Annotated in this window: 12 protein-coding genes; 8 read left to right on the top strand and 4 right to left on the bottom strand. The window is 66.3% G+C overall.

The genetic code is table 11. The features are described 5' to 3' along the window. Window positions 1-168: 168 nt before the first annotated feature. From ACFE70_RS09810 to ACFE70_RS09800, 3 genes are all read right to left on the bottom strand, one after another. The gene (locus ACFE70_RS09810; RefSeq protein WP_375417558.1) at window positions 169-507 is read right to left on the bottom strand and encodes a hypothetical protein; all 339 of its coding nucleotides are present in this window, start codon (window positions 505-507) and stop codon (window positions 169-171) included. 266 nt (window positions 508-773) lie between these two features. Further along, window positions 774-1,433, bottom strand: coding sequence for a response regulator (locus ACFE70_RS09805; RefSeq protein WP_375417557.1), 660 nt, complete (start codon window positions 1,431-1,433; stop codon window positions 774-776). Between the two features lie 236 nt (window positions 1,434-1,669). Further along, window positions 1,670-4,384 carry a putative Ig domain-containing protein gene (locus tag ACFE70_RS09800; RefSeq protein WP_375417556.1) on the bottom strand — a complete coding sequence of 905 codons (2,715 nt, stop codon included), beginning with the start codon at window positions 4,382-4,384 and terminating at the stop codon, window positions 1,670-1,672. Between the two features lie 496 nt (window positions 4,385-4,880). Here ACFE70_RS09800 and ACFE70_RS09795 point away from each other — a divergent pair, with 496 nt between their 5' ends. The 7 genes from ACFE70_RS09795 to ACFE70_RS09765 all read left to right on the top strand — a co-directional run bounded on the left by ACFE70_RS09795 (window position 4,881) and on the right by ACFE70_RS09765 (window position 13,597). Continuing rightward, entirely contained in the window at window positions 4,881-5,915 is a 1,035-nt protein-coding gene (locus tag ACFE70_RS09795; protein ID WP_375417555.1) for a Brp/Blh family beta-carotene 15,15'-dioxygenase, read from the top strand. A 312-nt stretch (window positions 5,916-6,227) separates the two neighbouring features. Beyond that, window positions 6,228-7,217: a cation diffusion facilitator family transporter gene (locus tag ACFE70_RS09790; protein WP_375417554.1), complete on the top strand. Its 990-nt coding sequence runs from the start codon at window positions 6,228-6,230 to the stop codon at window positions 7,215-7,217. 338 nt (window positions 7,218-7,555) lie between these two features. After that, window positions 7,556-8,224 (top strand): (2Fe-2S)-binding protein, encoded by a 669-nt coding sequence (locus ACFE70_RS09785; protein ID WP_375417553.1) that lies wholly within the window; start codon window positions 7,556-7,558, stop codon window positions 8,222-8,224. Between the two features lie 155 nt (window positions 8,225-8,379). Beyond that, the gene (locus ACFE70_RS09780) at window positions 8,380-9,366 is read left to right on the top strand and encodes an FAD binding domain-containing protein (protein WP_375417552.1); all 987 of its coding nucleotides are present in this window, start codon (window positions 8,380-8,382) and stop codon (window positions 9,364-9,366) included. A gap of 68 nt (window positions 9,367-9,434) precedes the next feature. Beyond that, a complete protein-coding gene (locus tag ACFE70_RS09775) occupies window positions 9,435-9,935 on the top strand; it encodes a cupin domain-containing protein (RefSeq protein ID WP_375417551.1) in 501 nt (166 codons plus the stop codon). Window positions 9,936-10,011: 76 nt separating this feature from the next. Continuing rightward, a complete protein-coding gene (locus ACFE70_RS09770; protein ID WP_375417550.1) occupies window positions 10,012-12,339 on the top strand; it encodes a xanthine dehydrogenase family protein molybdopterin-binding subunit in 2,328 nt (775 codons plus the stop codon). 109 nt (window positions 12,340-12,448) lie between these two features. Beyond that, window positions 12,449-13,597: an XdhC family protein gene (locus tag ACFE70_RS09765; protein ID WP_375417549.1), complete on the top strand. Its 1,149-nt coding sequence runs from the start codon at window positions 12,449-12,451 to the stop codon at window positions 13,595-13,597. A gap of 123 nt (window positions 13,598-13,720) precedes the next feature. Here the strand turns inward: ACFE70_RS09765 and ACFE70_RS09760 are convergent, their stop codons facing one another. After that, window positions 13,721-14,005 (bottom strand): hypothetical protein, encoded by a 285-nt coding sequence (locus ACFE70_RS09760; RefSeq protein WP_375417548.1) that lies wholly within the window; start codon window positions 14,003-14,005, stop codon window positions 13,721-13,723. Window positions 14,006-14,264: 259 nt separating this feature from the next. On the opposite strand from ACFE70_RS09760, the gene ACFE70_RS09755 reads away from it, so the two are divergent. Next, entirely contained in the window at window positions 14,265-14,918 is a 654-nt protein-coding gene (locus ACFE70_RS09755) for an NTP transferase domain-containing protein (RefSeq protein ID WP_375417547.1), read from the top strand. Window positions 14,919-14,966 lie beyond the last annotated feature (48 nt).

The raw sequence follows: 14,966 nt of genomic DNA, 5'->3' as shown, positions 1-14,966 counted from the left end.
AAACCAAGTAGATGCCGCCCACCCTGGCAGCCCAAGGGGGGGTAGGGAAGCTGCAAACCAGCACGATTGCCCCCTTTTAAATAAAAAAGTAGGCCCTGGCGTGGTCATATGCTGCTTTTCGGCCTTTAATGCATCCGCCGCCACCCGTCGCGAAGCGCCGCCGGGAACTCAGAGTCCGCCTTGCCCGGCTGCGTCATCGAGCATGGGCACCAGGCACAGGCCGGGCGCGGGGCCGGCAAACGTCAGCCGCAGCGTTTGCTCCACGTCCTCGCAGACGCGGCACAGCACCAGCCGCACGTGGCGGCGGCGCAGGTGGCAGGCCCACAGCAGCCGCGCCGCCGGGGCCGACAGGTCGTCGAGCAGGCGGCAATCAACCCACACGGCGGCCTTGCCGCTGCGGCAGGCCCGGCGCAGATGCGACGCCAGCTCGGTGGCCGAAACCGCCACGCCGGGAGCCAGCACCAGCAGGTAGCTCTGGGGCAGGGCCTCATGATAAATCACTTTCATAGCTGATAGGAAGGGGAGGATAGCAGCGCCACCGGCAACGGCCGGACTTCTGGCTGAGCAGGGCCGCTACTCAATCACTTGGCTGCACAAAGTTCCGCCTCGTTTTCTACCCCCACCTGCGCGTAACTACGGATTGCGGGTTGCACTTTATACGGATTTCTTTTTCCTATCCCCATCTCCGACTAGGCCGGGCACGCCTGCTCTTGGTTGGCGGCCCGGCGCCCGGCGGCGCCAATCCCTACCCCCCTTGCCGGGGCCAGGCCGCCTCAGGTCACCAGGCCCTCGCTCACGGCGAAGCGGATGAGCGAGGCAGTGTTTTTCATCTGCGTCTTGTCGATAATGTTCTGGCGGTGGGTTTCGACGGTGCGCTTGCTGGTAAAAATCCGGTCGGCGATTTCCTGGTTGGTGTAGCCTTCGGCGATGAGCTGCAAAACCTCAATTTCGCGCTTCGAGAGGTTGCTCAGCTGCCCGGCGGCGGTGATGCCAGCCACGCCGGTGGCGCCCCCGCGCAGCTGAAGCAGGGCTCCCAGCCCCACCTCCGAGCACAGAAAAAGCCGGCCCGCCGCCACGGTGCGGATGCCGTGGATAATCTCATCGAGGCCAGCATTTTTGAGGATGTAGCCGCGGGCGCCCGCGTCGAGCATCTGGTAGATGTAGGCCGTCTCGTCGAGCATACTCAGGGCCAGCACCTGCACGGCGGGGTAGTGCTCGCGCAGTTGGCCGGCCGTTTCGACGCCATTCATGCCGGGCATGTTCAGGTCGAGCAGCACTACATCGGTGGGCGTGGCGGGCAGCTGGGCCAGCAGCTCGTGACCATTGCCGGCCTCGCCCACCACGCACAGGTCGGGCTGGTTGCTCAGCAGCGAGCGCAGGCCCTTTCGCAGCAGGGCGTGGTCGTCGACCAGAAAAATACGAGTCGTAATCATAGCTACAAGGGAAATAATAGACCAGCAAGGTAGCATTTGGAAGCTAGACCTGGAAGCTGAACCATAGCGATGGTCGGATTCTCAGCAGGTTAGCGGAAAGTTAAGTGAGCGCGCATCGGCCCAAAAACCGCAGCGGCCGGCGCCAAAAAAGCCCTTCAGCCGACGCCGAAGGGCTTTTTAAATAGGCAACAGCTACTACTTAATTTAGTTGCGATAGGCTATTTGTTCGCAAAAGGCTACTTCACCACCACCAGGCGCTGCACGCGGGTCTGGCCCTGGCTCACGACGTGGCAGAGGTAGAGGCCCGCGGGCCACTGCGCCGACTTCACCGGCAGCAGGTAGTCGCGGCCTCCCTCGGCCACGCCGTTGAAGAGCGTGGCCATGAGGTAGCCCATCTGGTTGTAGATTTTGACCGAGGCCGGGGCCGTGGCGCCGACGCGCAAGCGCACCGCGCTGCCGGCCGTGAGCGGGTTGGGGAAGGCTTCGAGCAGCACGGCGGCCGGCTGGGCAGCCGGCTGAGCGGCGGGCGGGCTGCCGCAGCCGCCCAGGTAGTCGCCGTGCTGGGCGCGGTGGGCCAAGTGGGCGGGCACGGCGTTGGGCGAGATGCAGATTTCGTGGCCGTTGTGGCAAATCAGCACCTTGGGGTTGTTGGGGTTGTTGCCGCAGCGGGCATCGAGCACGCGCAGCGTCACACTGGCCGAGGCGCCGCAGCCGGCCGCGTTGAAGGCCGTTACGGTGAAGGTGTACGTGCCGGCCGCCGTGGGCGCGAATACGGGATTAGCAATGCCAGCATTGCTGAGGCCGGCACTGGGGCTCCACTGGTAGCGCACGCCGCCACTGGCCGTCAGCGTGGCCGTCTGCGGGCCGTAGCCGAGGAACAGAGTGTTGGCCGGCATTCCCGCCACGGCGCTGCCGCTGAGGGCCACGGCCACCGTGGGCGGCACGGCCGGGGTGGGCGCCGTCAGGGTCAGCCGGGTGGTGGCGGTGCAGCGGTTGGCGTCGGTCACGGTCACGGCGTAGGTGCCGGCGGCCAGCCCGCTGGGGCTCGGCGCGGCCGAGCGGTAGCCGTTCGGGCCGGTCCAGGCATAGGTGAGGGGGGCGGTGGCGCCGGCCACGGCCAGGGTACTGTGGCCACTGTTGGCCATCAGGCAGTTGGGGTTGGTGCCGGTGGCCGTCAGCCGCACGGCGCACGCGGCCGGGGCGGTCACGTTCAGCACAAACTGCTGCGTGATATGACCGTAGGTGTTGCCGTGGTGGTAGGTGTCCTCCGCCGCCAGCGTGACGGGGTGGCGGCCCAGGTCGGCGGGGCCGGGCGTGCCGCTGAGCGTGGCCGTGCCGTTGCCATTGTCGACGAGCCGGAGCCAAGCCGGCAGCACCGGGCCTTCCAAGGCCAGCCGGTCGCCGTAGGGCAGGTCGGGGTCGGTGGCGCTAATGTTGTAGCGGAAAGGCTGGCCCGCCACCAGCGCCAGGTTGCCGGGCTGCGACGTGAAAGCAGGCGCCGAGTTGATGAGGAAGTTGAGCGTGTGGGTGGCCTGGTCGCCGTGGGTGTCGCGGGCCGTAAGCGTGACGGCGTGCGGGCCCCAGTTGGCCACGGCCGGCGTCCAGCTCAGCTGCGTGCGGCTGGGGTTGGCCGCCACCGTGGGCAGGGCTGGCGAAAAGCCGGCGCCGGCGGGCAGCCCGGTCGCGCTCACCAGGCTTACCCGGTCGGTGGCGTCGGGGTCCGAGGCCTGGATAGGAAAGCTCAGCGCGGTGCCGGGCGTGGCCTGCACTACGCTGCCGTAGGCGGGGGTAGGCGGCACGTCGAACACCGGCCGCTGGGTTACTTCAATCGTCACCGAGGTGGAAGCTTGCACGCCAGCCAGGTCCTGGGCCACGAAGTTGATGATACTGGTGCCCAGGTTGGCCACCGTCGGCGTCCAGGTGAAAGTGCTCTGCACGGGGTTGGCGGTGGTGGGCAGCGCGGGCGCGGTGCCCGCGCCCAGCGGCAGCCCGAAGGCCTGCAAGCGCACCTGGTCGCCGGGGTCGCTGTCGGTGGCGCGCACGCCGAAGGTGAGCGGCTGGCCCGGCGCGAGCCGGTACACGAAGCCGTTGGGCGGCGTCAGGCTGTAGTCGAACACCGGAGCCGTCGAGGTGGCCGTGATGCTGATAATAAAATCGACCAAAATGCTGGTCTGGCCGTCGCTGACTTTGATAACGGCATTGTAGAGCTGCCCGACGGCCATGATGGCCGTGTTGAAGGTCACGCGGCCCGTGCGCGCATCCACGGCCAGCGTGGGCGCATTCTGAAACGGGTTGCCGCTGAAGTCGGCCACCGTGGCTAGTGCGAAGGTGACGGCATCGCCGTCGGGGTCGCTCACGGGCAGCAGAAACGAGGCCGGGTTCTGGCCCGTGGCCAGGTTCACCATCGGCGCCACGGTCGAAACCGGCGAGTTGTTGCCGGTGCCGGCGTTCACCAGCGAGTTCACAAACCAGCTGCCGTTGGCATTGTTGGCCAGCGTCGAGAGGCGGCAGCAGTTGGTGAAGAAAGCCCGGTAGTTGCCGGCCGCCGCGTAGGTGTGGGTGATGGCGGCTTCGCCGTAGAAGCTGTCGCCGGCCACATCCACCGACGTGACGGTGAGCACGATATCGGCCGTGCTGCCGTCGCCGAAGTCCAGCACGTCGGTCAGCACCGTCGAGCCCACAGTCACGTTCTCGAACGCACTAAAGCTGCGCCGCCACGACTGGCTGACCTTGAACTGTACGGTTTGCTTACTTGGGTCGGTGGCGATGGTGCGCCAGGTGAGCGAGCCGTAGCGGAAATGGCCGGCCTGGGCCGGGCGGGCGGCGCCAAAGGCCAGCACGAGGCCGAGCAGCAGCGCCCGCCACAGCAGCCAGCCAGCCGGCCGCGAGCCGGAAGCCGCCCCCGCGGGCAGCGCCAGCAAGTCATTGGTAATTGAGTCGAGCTGTTTCATGGTAAAAAGGAAAGGGTAAAGTGGGGAGTATGAAAATTCAGTGAAAAAACCTGACAGTCTTTGCAGTTGTCCCGCAACGCACGCTGTTTATTGTCCTACTAATAATTAACTAAATACTTATTTTATACATATAATATTATAAAAATCAAATTTATAGCAGTGTCCCACTTCTCCAAGCCCACTAGGAAGAATTTTCGACCAACTGGTCCCAAAGAGCGATGAACTCTGATTTTCCTACCCCCCCGTCCCCCGGTAAGGCCCGGCCCAGCCCAGCGCCGATGGCGAGCCTGAGCTACCCGGCCGGCCCAGCGGGCTTTGGCCCGGCGGTCCGGCCGCGGCCAAGCACCTTATCAAGCTGCGAAACTGAATTATTAGAAGAGTAAACAGCTATTAAACAACAAACTAGCGTCAGCCCCAAACACTAGCCCGGCAACGGGCTTTAGCGGTCTGAATACTTTACTTATTAAATATTATGAACCTTATTACTACCGCGTTTATGCCTCCTTTTATCTCCCGCCGCTACTCCTACGCGGCCGTGCTGGCCGCCGCGGGCCTGGGCGCGGCGGCGCCGCAGGCGGCGGGCCCGGTGCTGGCGCCGCTGCTGGCCGTGGGCCTGGTGGGCCTGGGCATTGCCCACGGCGCCTGCGACCAGCTGGTGGTGCCGGGCGCGCGGCCGGCCGTGTCGCTGCGCTCGGGGCGCTACTGGGGCTGGTTTCTGCTCGGCTACCTGGGGCTGGCGGGTCTGGTGCTGGCCTTGTGGTGGCGCTGGCCGGCGATGACGGTGGGCTTGTTTTTTGGGATGACCGTCTGGCACTGGGGCTCGGCCGATGCGCCGGAGCAACCCCAGCGGCCCGGCCAGTGGCTGGCCCACAGCCTGTTGCGGGGGCTGCTGCTGTTTGCCGTGCCCGCCCTGGCCTGGCCCGCCGACACGCTGGGCATCATTAATGGGCTGCTCACTTTCGCCGGGGCCCGGCCTGTGGCGGCCGGCGCTTTCGGGGCGGCCGCCACGGGGTTGGGGCTGGTGGTAGCGGCCGGGCACCTGGCGTTGTGGGGCGGCTACGCCGCCCGCCGCCACTGGGCCGCTTTGGGGCTGGACGCGCGCGATGTGGCGGTGCTGCTGCTGCTGTTCGTATCCCTACCCCCCCTGCTGTCGGTGGGCGTCTACTTCATCTTCTGGCACAGCTTGCAGCACGTGCTGCGCCTGACGCCACTGCTGGGCTACGCCGCGCCGGCCGGGGTGCCCGGCCAGCCGGGGCGGGAGCTGCTACGCCAACTGGGCTTTTTCATTCGTCGGGCCGCACCGCTGCTGCTGCTGAGCTGCGCGGCACTGCTGGTGCTGGGCTATCTGCTGGCCGCCCGCCTGCCCGATGGGGCGGCCTGGTTCAGCCTGGCGCTGGTGGTGGCCTCGGTCGTGACCCTACCCCACGCCGTGCTGGTAACGCTGGTGATGGATGCAGCCAAGTGGCGGCCCCGCCCCGCGGGGCCGGCCGCAACAGCCGCCGGCCCCGCGCAGCGCGTGCTGGCTAGTTGAGCGGCACATTCACTCACCTCCTTACCGCAACTGCAAGGTAATGAGCTAGTAAGCAGAGCCTATGAGCACCGTGGCCGCAGCTACGAGAGGGCGTCTTGAAACCGCTCGGTGGCTGGCTGAGCAGCTAGTGCTGTCCAACTATAAGATTTAGCTCAACAAGGCCCGCCGCGTAATTGTGGCGGGCTTTTCGGTGTTTAATCAAGCTGCCAGCCAGCTACCTGGCGTAGCTTGCCGGGCGGGCGCCGAGGCCACCTTTTCGGCTCCCGGTTACTCCATCGTTTTGTGGGCCTGGCACTTTGCCGCTTTTCTCTCATGGCTGACGCTCTTTCTTCCGCTCCAAGTCAACATCAACCCGAGCACGACCATTCGGGCCACGACCATTCGGGCCACGACCACGGCGCGCCCGGCCACCATCACCACGGCCCCTCGCCCGACATGCCGTTCAACCTGGCGTTCGGGGTAGGGATTCTGCTGAACGCGGTGTTCGTGCTGGCCGAGGCCGGGGGCGGCTACTGGGCCAACTCGGCGGCGCTGCTCTCGGATGCGGGCCACAACCTGGGCGACGTGCTGGGTTTGGGCCTGGCCTGGGGCGCGGGCCGGCTGGCGCGGCGCCCCGCCGCGGGGCGCTATACGTATGGTTTGAAGGGGCTTACGATTCAGGCGGCGCTGCTCAATGCGCTACTGCTCTACGCGGCGCTGGGCGTCATTTTGTGGGAAACCATTCAGCACCTGCGCGACCCGGCCCCGGTGAACGGCCAGCTCGTCATGCTGCTGGCCGGGCTGGGCATTGTCATTAATGGCTTCAGCGCCTGGCTGTTCCGGCGCGGCGAGCACGGCGCCGACGTGAACGTGCGCGGCGCCTACCTGCACCTGCTCACCGACGCGCTCGTGTCGGCGGGCGTGGTGGTGGGCGGGGCCGTGGTCTATTTCACGGGCTGGCGCTGGATTGACCCGCTGCTGAGCTTCGTCATTTTAGGACTTGTAGGCTACGGCTCCTGGGGCCTGCTGCGCGAAACCCTGCACCTGAGCGTGCAGGCGGCGCCAGCGGGCGTTGATTTAGCGAAAATCCGGGCCTTTTTGCTGGCACAGCCAGGAGTTAGTGAGGTTCACGACTTGCACGTCTGGCCCCTGGGCACCACCGAAACTGCGCTCACCGCCCACCTCGTGCGGCCTAGCGGCGGCGACAATCCCTTTTTGGCACAGCTCCAGCGGGATTTGCGGGCGCAGTTTCGCATCAGCCACTGCACTGTACAAATCGAGCAGCTCGTGGCCTTGCCGGATGAGCCGGGCGTTTGTCGTTGAAGGGTAGGGACGGTGAGGGGGGGGTAGGGAAGGGGAAGCCCCCCGTCCGGCGCAAGAACGGCCTTCGTTGCACTACTAGAGCCTGTTATGCACTTTTTATGCGTTTTGCAGCCTGTGGCAGCAATTTTTGATGCGCTGGTCTGATTCTGTCGATTCGACAACAGGCAATGCGCGCCGGAAACTGCATCCACGTGCTGGAAAGTACATAATAGGCTCTAAGCCAAGCGGCACGAGCGGCGGGCGGAAGTCCGCCCCACCCCCGGCCCGCCGCAGAAAAGATTAGGGTAATTAAGAACTGAACAAGAGGCTAAAATTCAACTTTTTCGTACCTTTTCACCATGCAAGCTCCGCCCCTACCCCCCGACGACACCTCCGACGCCCAAGCGCCCGGCACCGGCGGCGCCTCGCGCCGCAACTTTCTCAAGCAAACCGGCGGCCTGCTGGGTGCTGCGCTGGCCCCGCCCCTGCTGGGCCCGGCCGGCGCGCTGGCCGCGGGCGTGGACGCCGCCAGCCCGGCCGCCACCGTGCGCGGCGTGACGGAAATCAAGCTCAAAATCAACGGTGCCACCCGCAGCCTGCGCGCCGAGCCCCGCACCAGCCTGCTCGACGCGCTGCGCGAGTACCTGGACCTGACCGGCTCCAAAAAAGGCTGCGACCACGGCCAGTGCGGCTCCTGCACCGTGCTCGTGGATGGCCGCCGCGTCAATGCCTGCCTGAGTTTGGCCATCATGAGCCAGGGCAAGGAAATCACGACCATCGAAGGCTTGGCCAAAGGCGAGGAGCTGCACCCCATGCAGGCCGCGTTTCTCAAGCACGACGGCTTTCAGTGCGGCTACTGCACCCCCGGCCAGATTATGTCGGCCGTGGCCTGCGTCAAGGAAGGCCACGCCGGCACCGACGACCAGGCTCGCGAGTGGATGAGCGGCAACCTGTGCCGCTGCGGCGCCTACCCCAATATTTTGGCCGCCGTGCGCGAAGTGGCGGGCACGGGCAATAGTAAGGGCTAAAAAGAGCTGGCTAAAAACAACGTCATGCTGAGCCCCGCGAAGCATCTCGCGCGCGGCACTAACCTAATCGTTAGGTTAAGCTTGATTACTGCTGCACGCGAGGTGCTTCGCTTGCGCTCTGCATGACCGCTTTTCTCTGCTATCAGCAATAGACTATGAACAACTTCAGCTACACGCCCGCCACTACGGCGCAGCAAGCCGGCGCCGCCCTCAAAGCCGATAAGCAGGCCGCTTTCATCGCTGGGGGCACGGCCCTGGTGGACCTGATGAAGGCCCACGTCGAGGACCATTCGCAGCTCGTGGACATCAACCGGCTGCCGCTGCTGGGCATCAGCGCCACGGCCACCGGCCTGCGGCTCGGCGCCCTGGAGCGCATGAGCGACACGGCCGAAAACACGCTGGTGGTAAAGGAGTTTCCGGCCGTGTCGCAGGCCTTGCTGCTGTCGGCCTCGCCGCAGCTGCGCAACATGGCCAGCCTGGGCGGCAACCTGCTTCAGCGCACGCGCTGCCCCTACTTCCGCGACGTGGCATTTCCGTGCAACAAGCGCGTGCCCGGCTCCGGCTGCCCCGCCCAAACCGGCGACAACCGCACGCTGGCCATCCTGGGCACCAGCCCGGCCTGCATCGCCACCCACGCCTCTGATTTCACCGTGCCCCTGGTTGCCTTCGACGCGGTGCTCAGCCTCACCGATGCCAAGGGCCAGACCCGGCAGGTGCCGCTGCTCGATTTCTACAAGCTGCCCGGCCTCACGCCGCACATTGAGAACCAGTTGCAGCCCGGTGAGCTGATTACGGCGATAACAATACCCAACGCCGCTCACGCCCGCCGGTCCTTGTATCTGAAAGTGCGCGACCGCGCTTCCTACGCCTACGCGCTGGTTTCGGCCGCCGTGGGGCTCGATGTGCAGGCGGGCGTCATCCGCTCGGCCCGCGTGGCGCTGGGGGGGGTAGGGACGGTGCCGTGGCGGGCGCAGGCGGCCGAGAAGCTGCTCGTGGGCCAGGCGCCCACGGAGGCGACTTTCCGGGCGGCGGCGGCGGCGGCGGTGCGCGAGGCCTCGCCCCGCGAGCACAATAAGTTTAAAGTGGACTTGGCCCAGCGCACGCTCGTGCGGGCCTTAACGGATGTGGCGGCGCTGGGGTAACCAACACTAAGGGCGCGGGCTGCGGAGCCAGCCCACCTGCCACCTTCAATTCCTAGCCAAACAACCCCATGAGACCAACCGCTGTGATAACCATTGATGCGCCGGACGGTCAGGAACTGTCGGTAATCGGCGATACTTACCGCTTGGTGATAACCGGCGAGCAAACCGGCGGGGCCTACGCCACCATCGAGATGCTAATACCGCCCGGCGGTGGGCCGGGACCCCACGCGCACGCTGGTTTCCAGGAGTCGTTTTATGTGCTGGAAGGCGAAGTCGTGGTGCGCAGCGAGTCGCAAACCTACACGGCCCGCCAGGGCGCTTTTGTCAGTATTCCCCTCGGTGGCCCGGTGCACAGCTTTAAAAATGAAACCGATGCGGTGGCGCGTCTCTTATGCACCGTCGTGCCGGCGGGTCTGGAGAAGTTTTTCCAGGAAATCGGGCAGCCCGTGGCGGCCGGCGCTTTCCTACCCCCGCCCCCGCCGATGAGCCCGGCCGACCAGCAAAGGCTGGCGGAAGTAGCCAAAAGGTATGGCCAGGAGCTGTTTCCGCCCGATTATCTCACCAAGTAAAAGGCGCTAAAGTCTACCCATCAGGATTACCGAACGGCTTCTTCGCTTTGTCGGCCCGTTAAACGCTATCTGCTAAATGACACCCGAACCTTTCTTCTCCAACACCGCTGGCGGCCTTGTCGGGCAGCCCGTGAGCCGCGTTGATGGTCACGCCAAGGTGACCGGCGCGGCTAAGTACTCCGCCGAGTTTCCGCTGCCGGGGCTCGTGCACGGCGTGCTGGCGACCAGCTCCATCGCCAAGGGCCGGATTCTGAGCATCGACACGGCCGCCACGCTCAAGGAGCCGGGCGTGCTGGCCGTGCTCACCCACCTCAACCTGCCTAAGCTGGCTAAGACGCCCAACGACGCGCAGGGCAAGAAGGACATCGGCGCGCCGATGGGGTTCCTACCCCTCACCGGGCCGGAGATTCACTACGCCGGCCAGCCCGTAGCCGTGGTAGTGGCCGACACGCTGGACCGCGCCAGGGAAGCTGCCGCCCGGCTCCAGGTGCGCTACGAGGCGGCCCCGGCACTTATTGCCACCTTCCGCGACCCCAAGGCAAAGCTGTTTGACCCCCTCTCCACCCAGGATGGCAAGCAGCCCGGCCACACCAAGCGCGGCAACGTAGCCGCCGCGATGGCCGCCGCGCCCGTCAAAATGACGGCCACTTATTCGCACCCCGTCTATCATCACAGCCCGATAGAGCCCGGCGCCACGACGGCCGTCTGGGAAGGCCCTGACCGCCTGACGGTGTACGACGCGGCGCAGGGCGTGACGCGCACCCAAACCGCGCTCTCGCAGATGCTGGGTTTGCCGCGCGAGCAGGTGCGGGTTATAACTAAGTACATCGGCGGCGGCTTTGGGTGCAAGGGCTCGTGCTGGCCCCACACGGTGCTCACGGCGCTGGCGGCCAAGGTCGTGAACCGGCCGGTGAAGCTGGCCCTGACCCGCCAGCAGATGTTCACGAGCATGGGCCACCGTGAAGACCAGAGCCAGACACTGAGCCTGGGCGCCACCAACGAGGGCAAGCTGCTGGCCCTCAAGCACGAGAAAACCTCCACCACTTCGCCCTTCGACACCTACGCTGAGTCGAACAGCAAGATTATCAACCTGCTCTACGCCTGCGACAACTTTGAGAGCCACTACGACATGGCCCGCGCCGACGTGATGACCTCGACCTTCACCCGCGCGCCGGGCGAGGGTCCGGGCTCGTTCGCGCTCGAAAGCCTGATGGATGACTTGGCTTACAAGCTCAACATTGACCCCATTGAACTCCGGCTGCGCAATTACGCCGACAAGGATTTCAGCGTTAATAAGCCCTGGAGCAGCAAGAGCCTCAAGCAGTGCTACGCGCGCGGCGCCGAGCTGATTGGCTGGAAAAGCCGCAACCCGCGGCCCGGCGCCACCCGGCAGGGCCGCTACCTGATGGGCATCGGCATGGCCACGGCTTCCTACCCCGTTCATAATTCGCAGGGCACCGCGCGCGTGCGCCTCTACGCCGACGGCCACGCCGTGGTGCAGAGCGGCGCCACTGACCTGGGCACCGGCACCTACACCGTGATGACGCAGGTAGCGGCCGACGCGCTGGGCCTGCCACTGAACAAAATCCGGTTTGAGCTGGGCGATACGACCCTGCCCACGGCGCCCAACTCCGGCGGCTCGGTGGCGGCGGGTACGGTGTCGTCGTCCATTTTCATGGCCGTGCAGGACGTGTATCAGAAGCTGGCCAAGCAGGCCGTGGCCGATAAAAAGTCGCCGTTGTTCGGGGCGAAAGCGGAAGATGTGGTGGGCGAAAACGGCCGGCTCATGCTCAAGTCCAACAAGCAGAAAAGCGAGGGGTTCGCCGAACTCATGAACCGCAACACCATGACCGACCTCGAAGGCATGGGCAACGGCAAGTACGGCGCCGGCTACGAAACCGGCCGCGCCCCCGGCGGCGCCGACTCCGGCCACCAGGAAGACAGCGGCGGTCACTCCATGCACTCGTTTGGGGCGCACTTTTGCGAGGTGCGCGTTGATGCCGACTTGGGCACGGTGCGCGTCACGCGCTGGGTGAGCGTCATCGGCGCGGGCCGCATTCTGAACGCCAAGACGGCCCGCTCGCAGATTATCGGCGGCGCCGTGTTCGGCATCGGCTCGGTCTTGATGGAATATACCGAGCGCGACCCGCACTTCGCCCGCTACACCAACGCCGATTTGGCCGGCTACCACATCCCGACCAACGCCGACATTCCAGCCATGACCGTCGAGTTCATGGAAGAAAACGACCCGTTCATTAACGCAATGGGCGTGAAGGGCATCGGCGAAATTGCCACCGTGGGCGTGGCCGCCGCCGTCGCCAACGCCGTGTTTCACGCCACCGGCAAGCGCCTGCGCGACCTGCCCCTGACGCCGGAAAAAGTACTCGGCGGGGTCGTGGTATAGCGCAGTGAGCAAAACAGGCGCTCCTGCTGCGCTGCGCGCGCCATGAGCGCCTGTTTTGTTCTTAACCTAACCCCCGTGTTCCCCCTCGCCCTACCCCCTCGCTGAAATTATGACCGAACTCCAACGCCTGCTCCTGGCCTACGACCAGCACCGCGCCGCCGGCCGGCCCTGCGCGCTGGCCACGGTGGTGGAGGTGCTGGGCTCCGCCTACCGCCGACCAGGGGCGCGGATGTTAGTGGCCGAGGACGGGCAGCTCACGGGCGCCATCAGCGGGGGCTGCCTGGAGGGTGATGCGCGGCAGCGGGCACGGCAGGCCATTTTCCGGGGCCAGCCGGCGCTGGTCACGTATGACACCCGCGACGAAGACGACCCGCGCCACGGCCTCGGCCCTGGCTGCCAGGGCGTGGTGCGCATCCTGCTGGAGCCGCTGGATTTTGCCGCGCCCGACAACCCCGTGGAACTGCTGCGCGGCTTCGCCCAGCATCCCGAGCCGGCCGTGCTGGCCACGGTTTTCAGCACCGATGAGGCCCTGGGCTTGCAGGCGGGGGTAGGGCAGCGCCTGCTGCTGACGGCGGCCGGCGCGGCCTCGGCCAGCGGGGCGCCCACCCTGGCCGCCCCGCTGGCCGAGGCCGCCCGCGCCACGCTGGCTCGCGGCGACCTGGGCACCACGCAGGTGCTGGACTTGGACACCGATGCCGGCCCCGTCCGGGCGCTGCTGGAATTGCTGATGCCGCCGCTAAAAGTTATTATCTACGGCGCCGGCAACGACGCGCAGCCGCTTGTGCGCCTGGCTGCTTCGCTGGGCTGGCACCTCACCGTGCTCGATGGCCGCCCCAACCTGGCCACCGCGGCCCGTTTCCCCGAGGCGGCCGCCGTGCGCGTGGTGCCGGTGAGCGCCATCGGGCACGAGCCGCCGCCCGGCGACGCCTACGCCGTGCTGCTGAGCCACAACTACGCCTATGACCTCGCGGCCCTGGTCCGCCACCTGCCCGCCGCCACGCCCTACATCGGCTTGCTGGGCCCCCGCGCCAAGGCCGGCCGGCTGCTCACTGAGCTGGAACTCGCCGAAGAAGAGCAGGCCGAGCTGCTAAGCACCCGCCTGCACAGCCCCATCGGCCTGGATTTGGGCAGCGAAACCCCCGAGGAAATCGCACTGACTATCGTGGCCGAAATCCAGGCCCGCCGCCACCGGCGCGACGGGCGTCCGCTGCGCGAGCGGGCCGGCGCCGTGCATGGCCTCTTCCTAACGGCAGAATAAAATTATCTCTTTTGGCGGACCATCAGTCAGCCAAAATTCTGACTACCAGCAAAAACCGGGCTGCCCGCTTATGCAGTGAACAGCCCGGCTCAAAGGCAACGTCAGTCAGAAAACTGGCCCGACTTAGCGGCCCCGCCGCCCATAAGGCCCGCCCCGGTAGCCGTCGTAGCGCGGCCGGTAGGCAGGGCGATACGCCGGTGGGTAGGCGGGCCGGTACACCGGGCGGCGGTAGTAGGGCGCCGGCACCACCACTACCGGCCGGGGCGGATAAGGCCGGTAGTAGGGCTGCCGCACGGGCGGGTAGTAGCCATAGTCGGGGCCCACCCCGGCGGAGGCCACGCAGCCGCTGAGGCCACCCAGCACAAGCAGACTTAGTCCGAAAGCGAAAAACAACGATTTAATTCTCATGGCGTAAGGCGCCGAAGCGCGTTTAATTGAAGGTAAATGCCACTGAAATAAACAAATTGGAGGCTGGAATAATTTTCGGCGCTCGCCGCGCCGCGGTTAGTTTCGCGCGCCTGGCGGCGGGCAGCGCCACTTCCTGATTTGCTTCTCAGTAACTGCCGTTAGATAAAATCCCGACCACGAAGTTTAACGCCGGGACGCAAAAACTTTCGGCTCGCGCCCCAGTCTGGCTCTTCGCTGACGGCCGCTCCTTCCCTACCCCATGCTTTTTTCGCCAACTCCGGCAACCGTTCCGCCCGCCCTGCTGCTGCTCGCCGCCGGCGCCTCCGTCCGGCTGGGTCAGCCCAAGCAACTGCTGGCCTACCGGGGTCAAACCCTGCTGCGCCGCGCCGCCGAAACGGCCGCCGCCGCCGGCTGCCGGCCGCTGGTACTCGTCACCGGCGCCCTGCACGAGGAACTGCTGCCGGAGGTGGCCGGCCTGCCCTTTCTGGTGGCGCGCAACGCGCAGTGGGCCGAGGGCCTGGGCGCCTCGGTGCGGGCCGGGATGGCGGCGCTGGCCGCCTACCCCCCCTCTGCTACTGCTGCTGCTGAAGGCCCGCCGCCGGCCGTGCTGCTCCTGCTCTGCGACCAGCCCCTGCTCACGGCCGCGCACCTGCAAGCGCTGCTGCGGGTGCAGCACGAAACGGGCCGGGTGGCCGTGGCTTCGGCCTACGCGGGCACGGCGGGCGTGCCGGTGGTGTTCGGGTCGGCGTTGTTTGAGCGGCTGCGGACGCTTAGCGGCGCGGCCGGCGCCCAGCAGCTGCTGGCTTCCCTACCCCCCTCCGAGCTGGCGACCATTGACTTTCCGGCCGGCGCCGTCGACGTGGATACGCCCGCGCAGTACGCGCAGCTGCTGGCAGACGGGCCCCAGTATTAGGAGGGCAGCAGGAGGTAGCGACGCGATACTCCGCGTCGCTACCTCCTG

Source organism: uncultured Hymenobacter sp. (assembly GCF_964243305.1).
In the GTDB taxonomy this organism is placed as follows: domain Bacteria; phylum Bacteroidota; class Bacteroidia; order Cytophagales; family Hymenobacteraceae; genus Hymenobacter.
Note: the sequence above shows the minus strand (reverse complement) of the source record. Positions and strands in the feature narration are given on the sequence as shown.

Bases quoted from the DNA above. Each gene is read 5' to 3' on its own strand.
- ACFE70_RS09810 (WP_375417558.1), bottom strand. From the start codon at position 507: ATGAAAGTGATTTATCATGAGGCCCTGCCCCAGAGCTACCTGCTGGTG.
- ACFE70_RS09805 (WP_375417557.1), bottom strand. From the start codon at position 1,433: ATGATTACGACTCGTATTTTTCTGGTCGACGACCACGCCCTGCTGCGA.
- ACFE70_RS09800 (WP_375417556.1), bottom strand. From the start codon at position 4,384: ATGAAACAGCTCGACTCAATTACCAATGACTTGCTGGCGCTGCCCGCG.
- ACFE70_RS09795 (WP_375417555.1), top strand. From the start codon at position 4,881: ATGCCTCCTTTTATCTCCCGCCGCTACTCCTACGCGGCCGTGCTGGCC.
- ACFE70_RS09790 (WP_375417554.1), top strand. From the start codon at position 6,228: ATGGCTGACGCTCTTTCTTCCGCTCCAAGTCAACATCAACCCGAGCAC.
- ACFE70_RS09785 (WP_375417553.1), top strand. From the start codon at position 7,556: ATGCAAGCTCCGCCCCTACCCCCCGACGACACCTCCGACGCCCAAGCG.
- ACFE70_RS09780 (WP_375417552.1), top strand. From the start codon at position 8,380: ATGAACAACTTCAGCTACACGCCCGCCACTACGGCGCAGCAAGCCGGC.
- ACFE70_RS09775 (WP_375417551.1), top strand. From the start codon at position 9,435: ATGAGACCAACCGCTGTGATAACCATTGATGCGCCGGACGGTCAGGAA.
- ACFE70_RS09770 (WP_375417550.1), top strand. From the start codon at position 10,012: ATGACACCCGAACCTTTCTTCTCCAACACCGCTGGCGGCCTTGTCGGG.
- ACFE70_RS09765 (WP_375417549.1), top strand. From the start codon at position 12,449: ATGACCGAACTCCAACGCCTGCTCCTGGCCTACGACCAGCACCGCGCC.
- ACFE70_RS09760 (WP_375417548.1), bottom strand. From the start codon at position 14,005: ATGAGAATTAAATCGTTGTTTTTCGCTTTCGGACTAAGTCTGCTTGTG.
- ACFE70_RS09755 (WP_375417547.1), top strand. From the start codon at position 14,265: ATGCTTTTTTCGCCAACTCCGGCAACCGTTCCGCCCGCCCTGCTGCTG.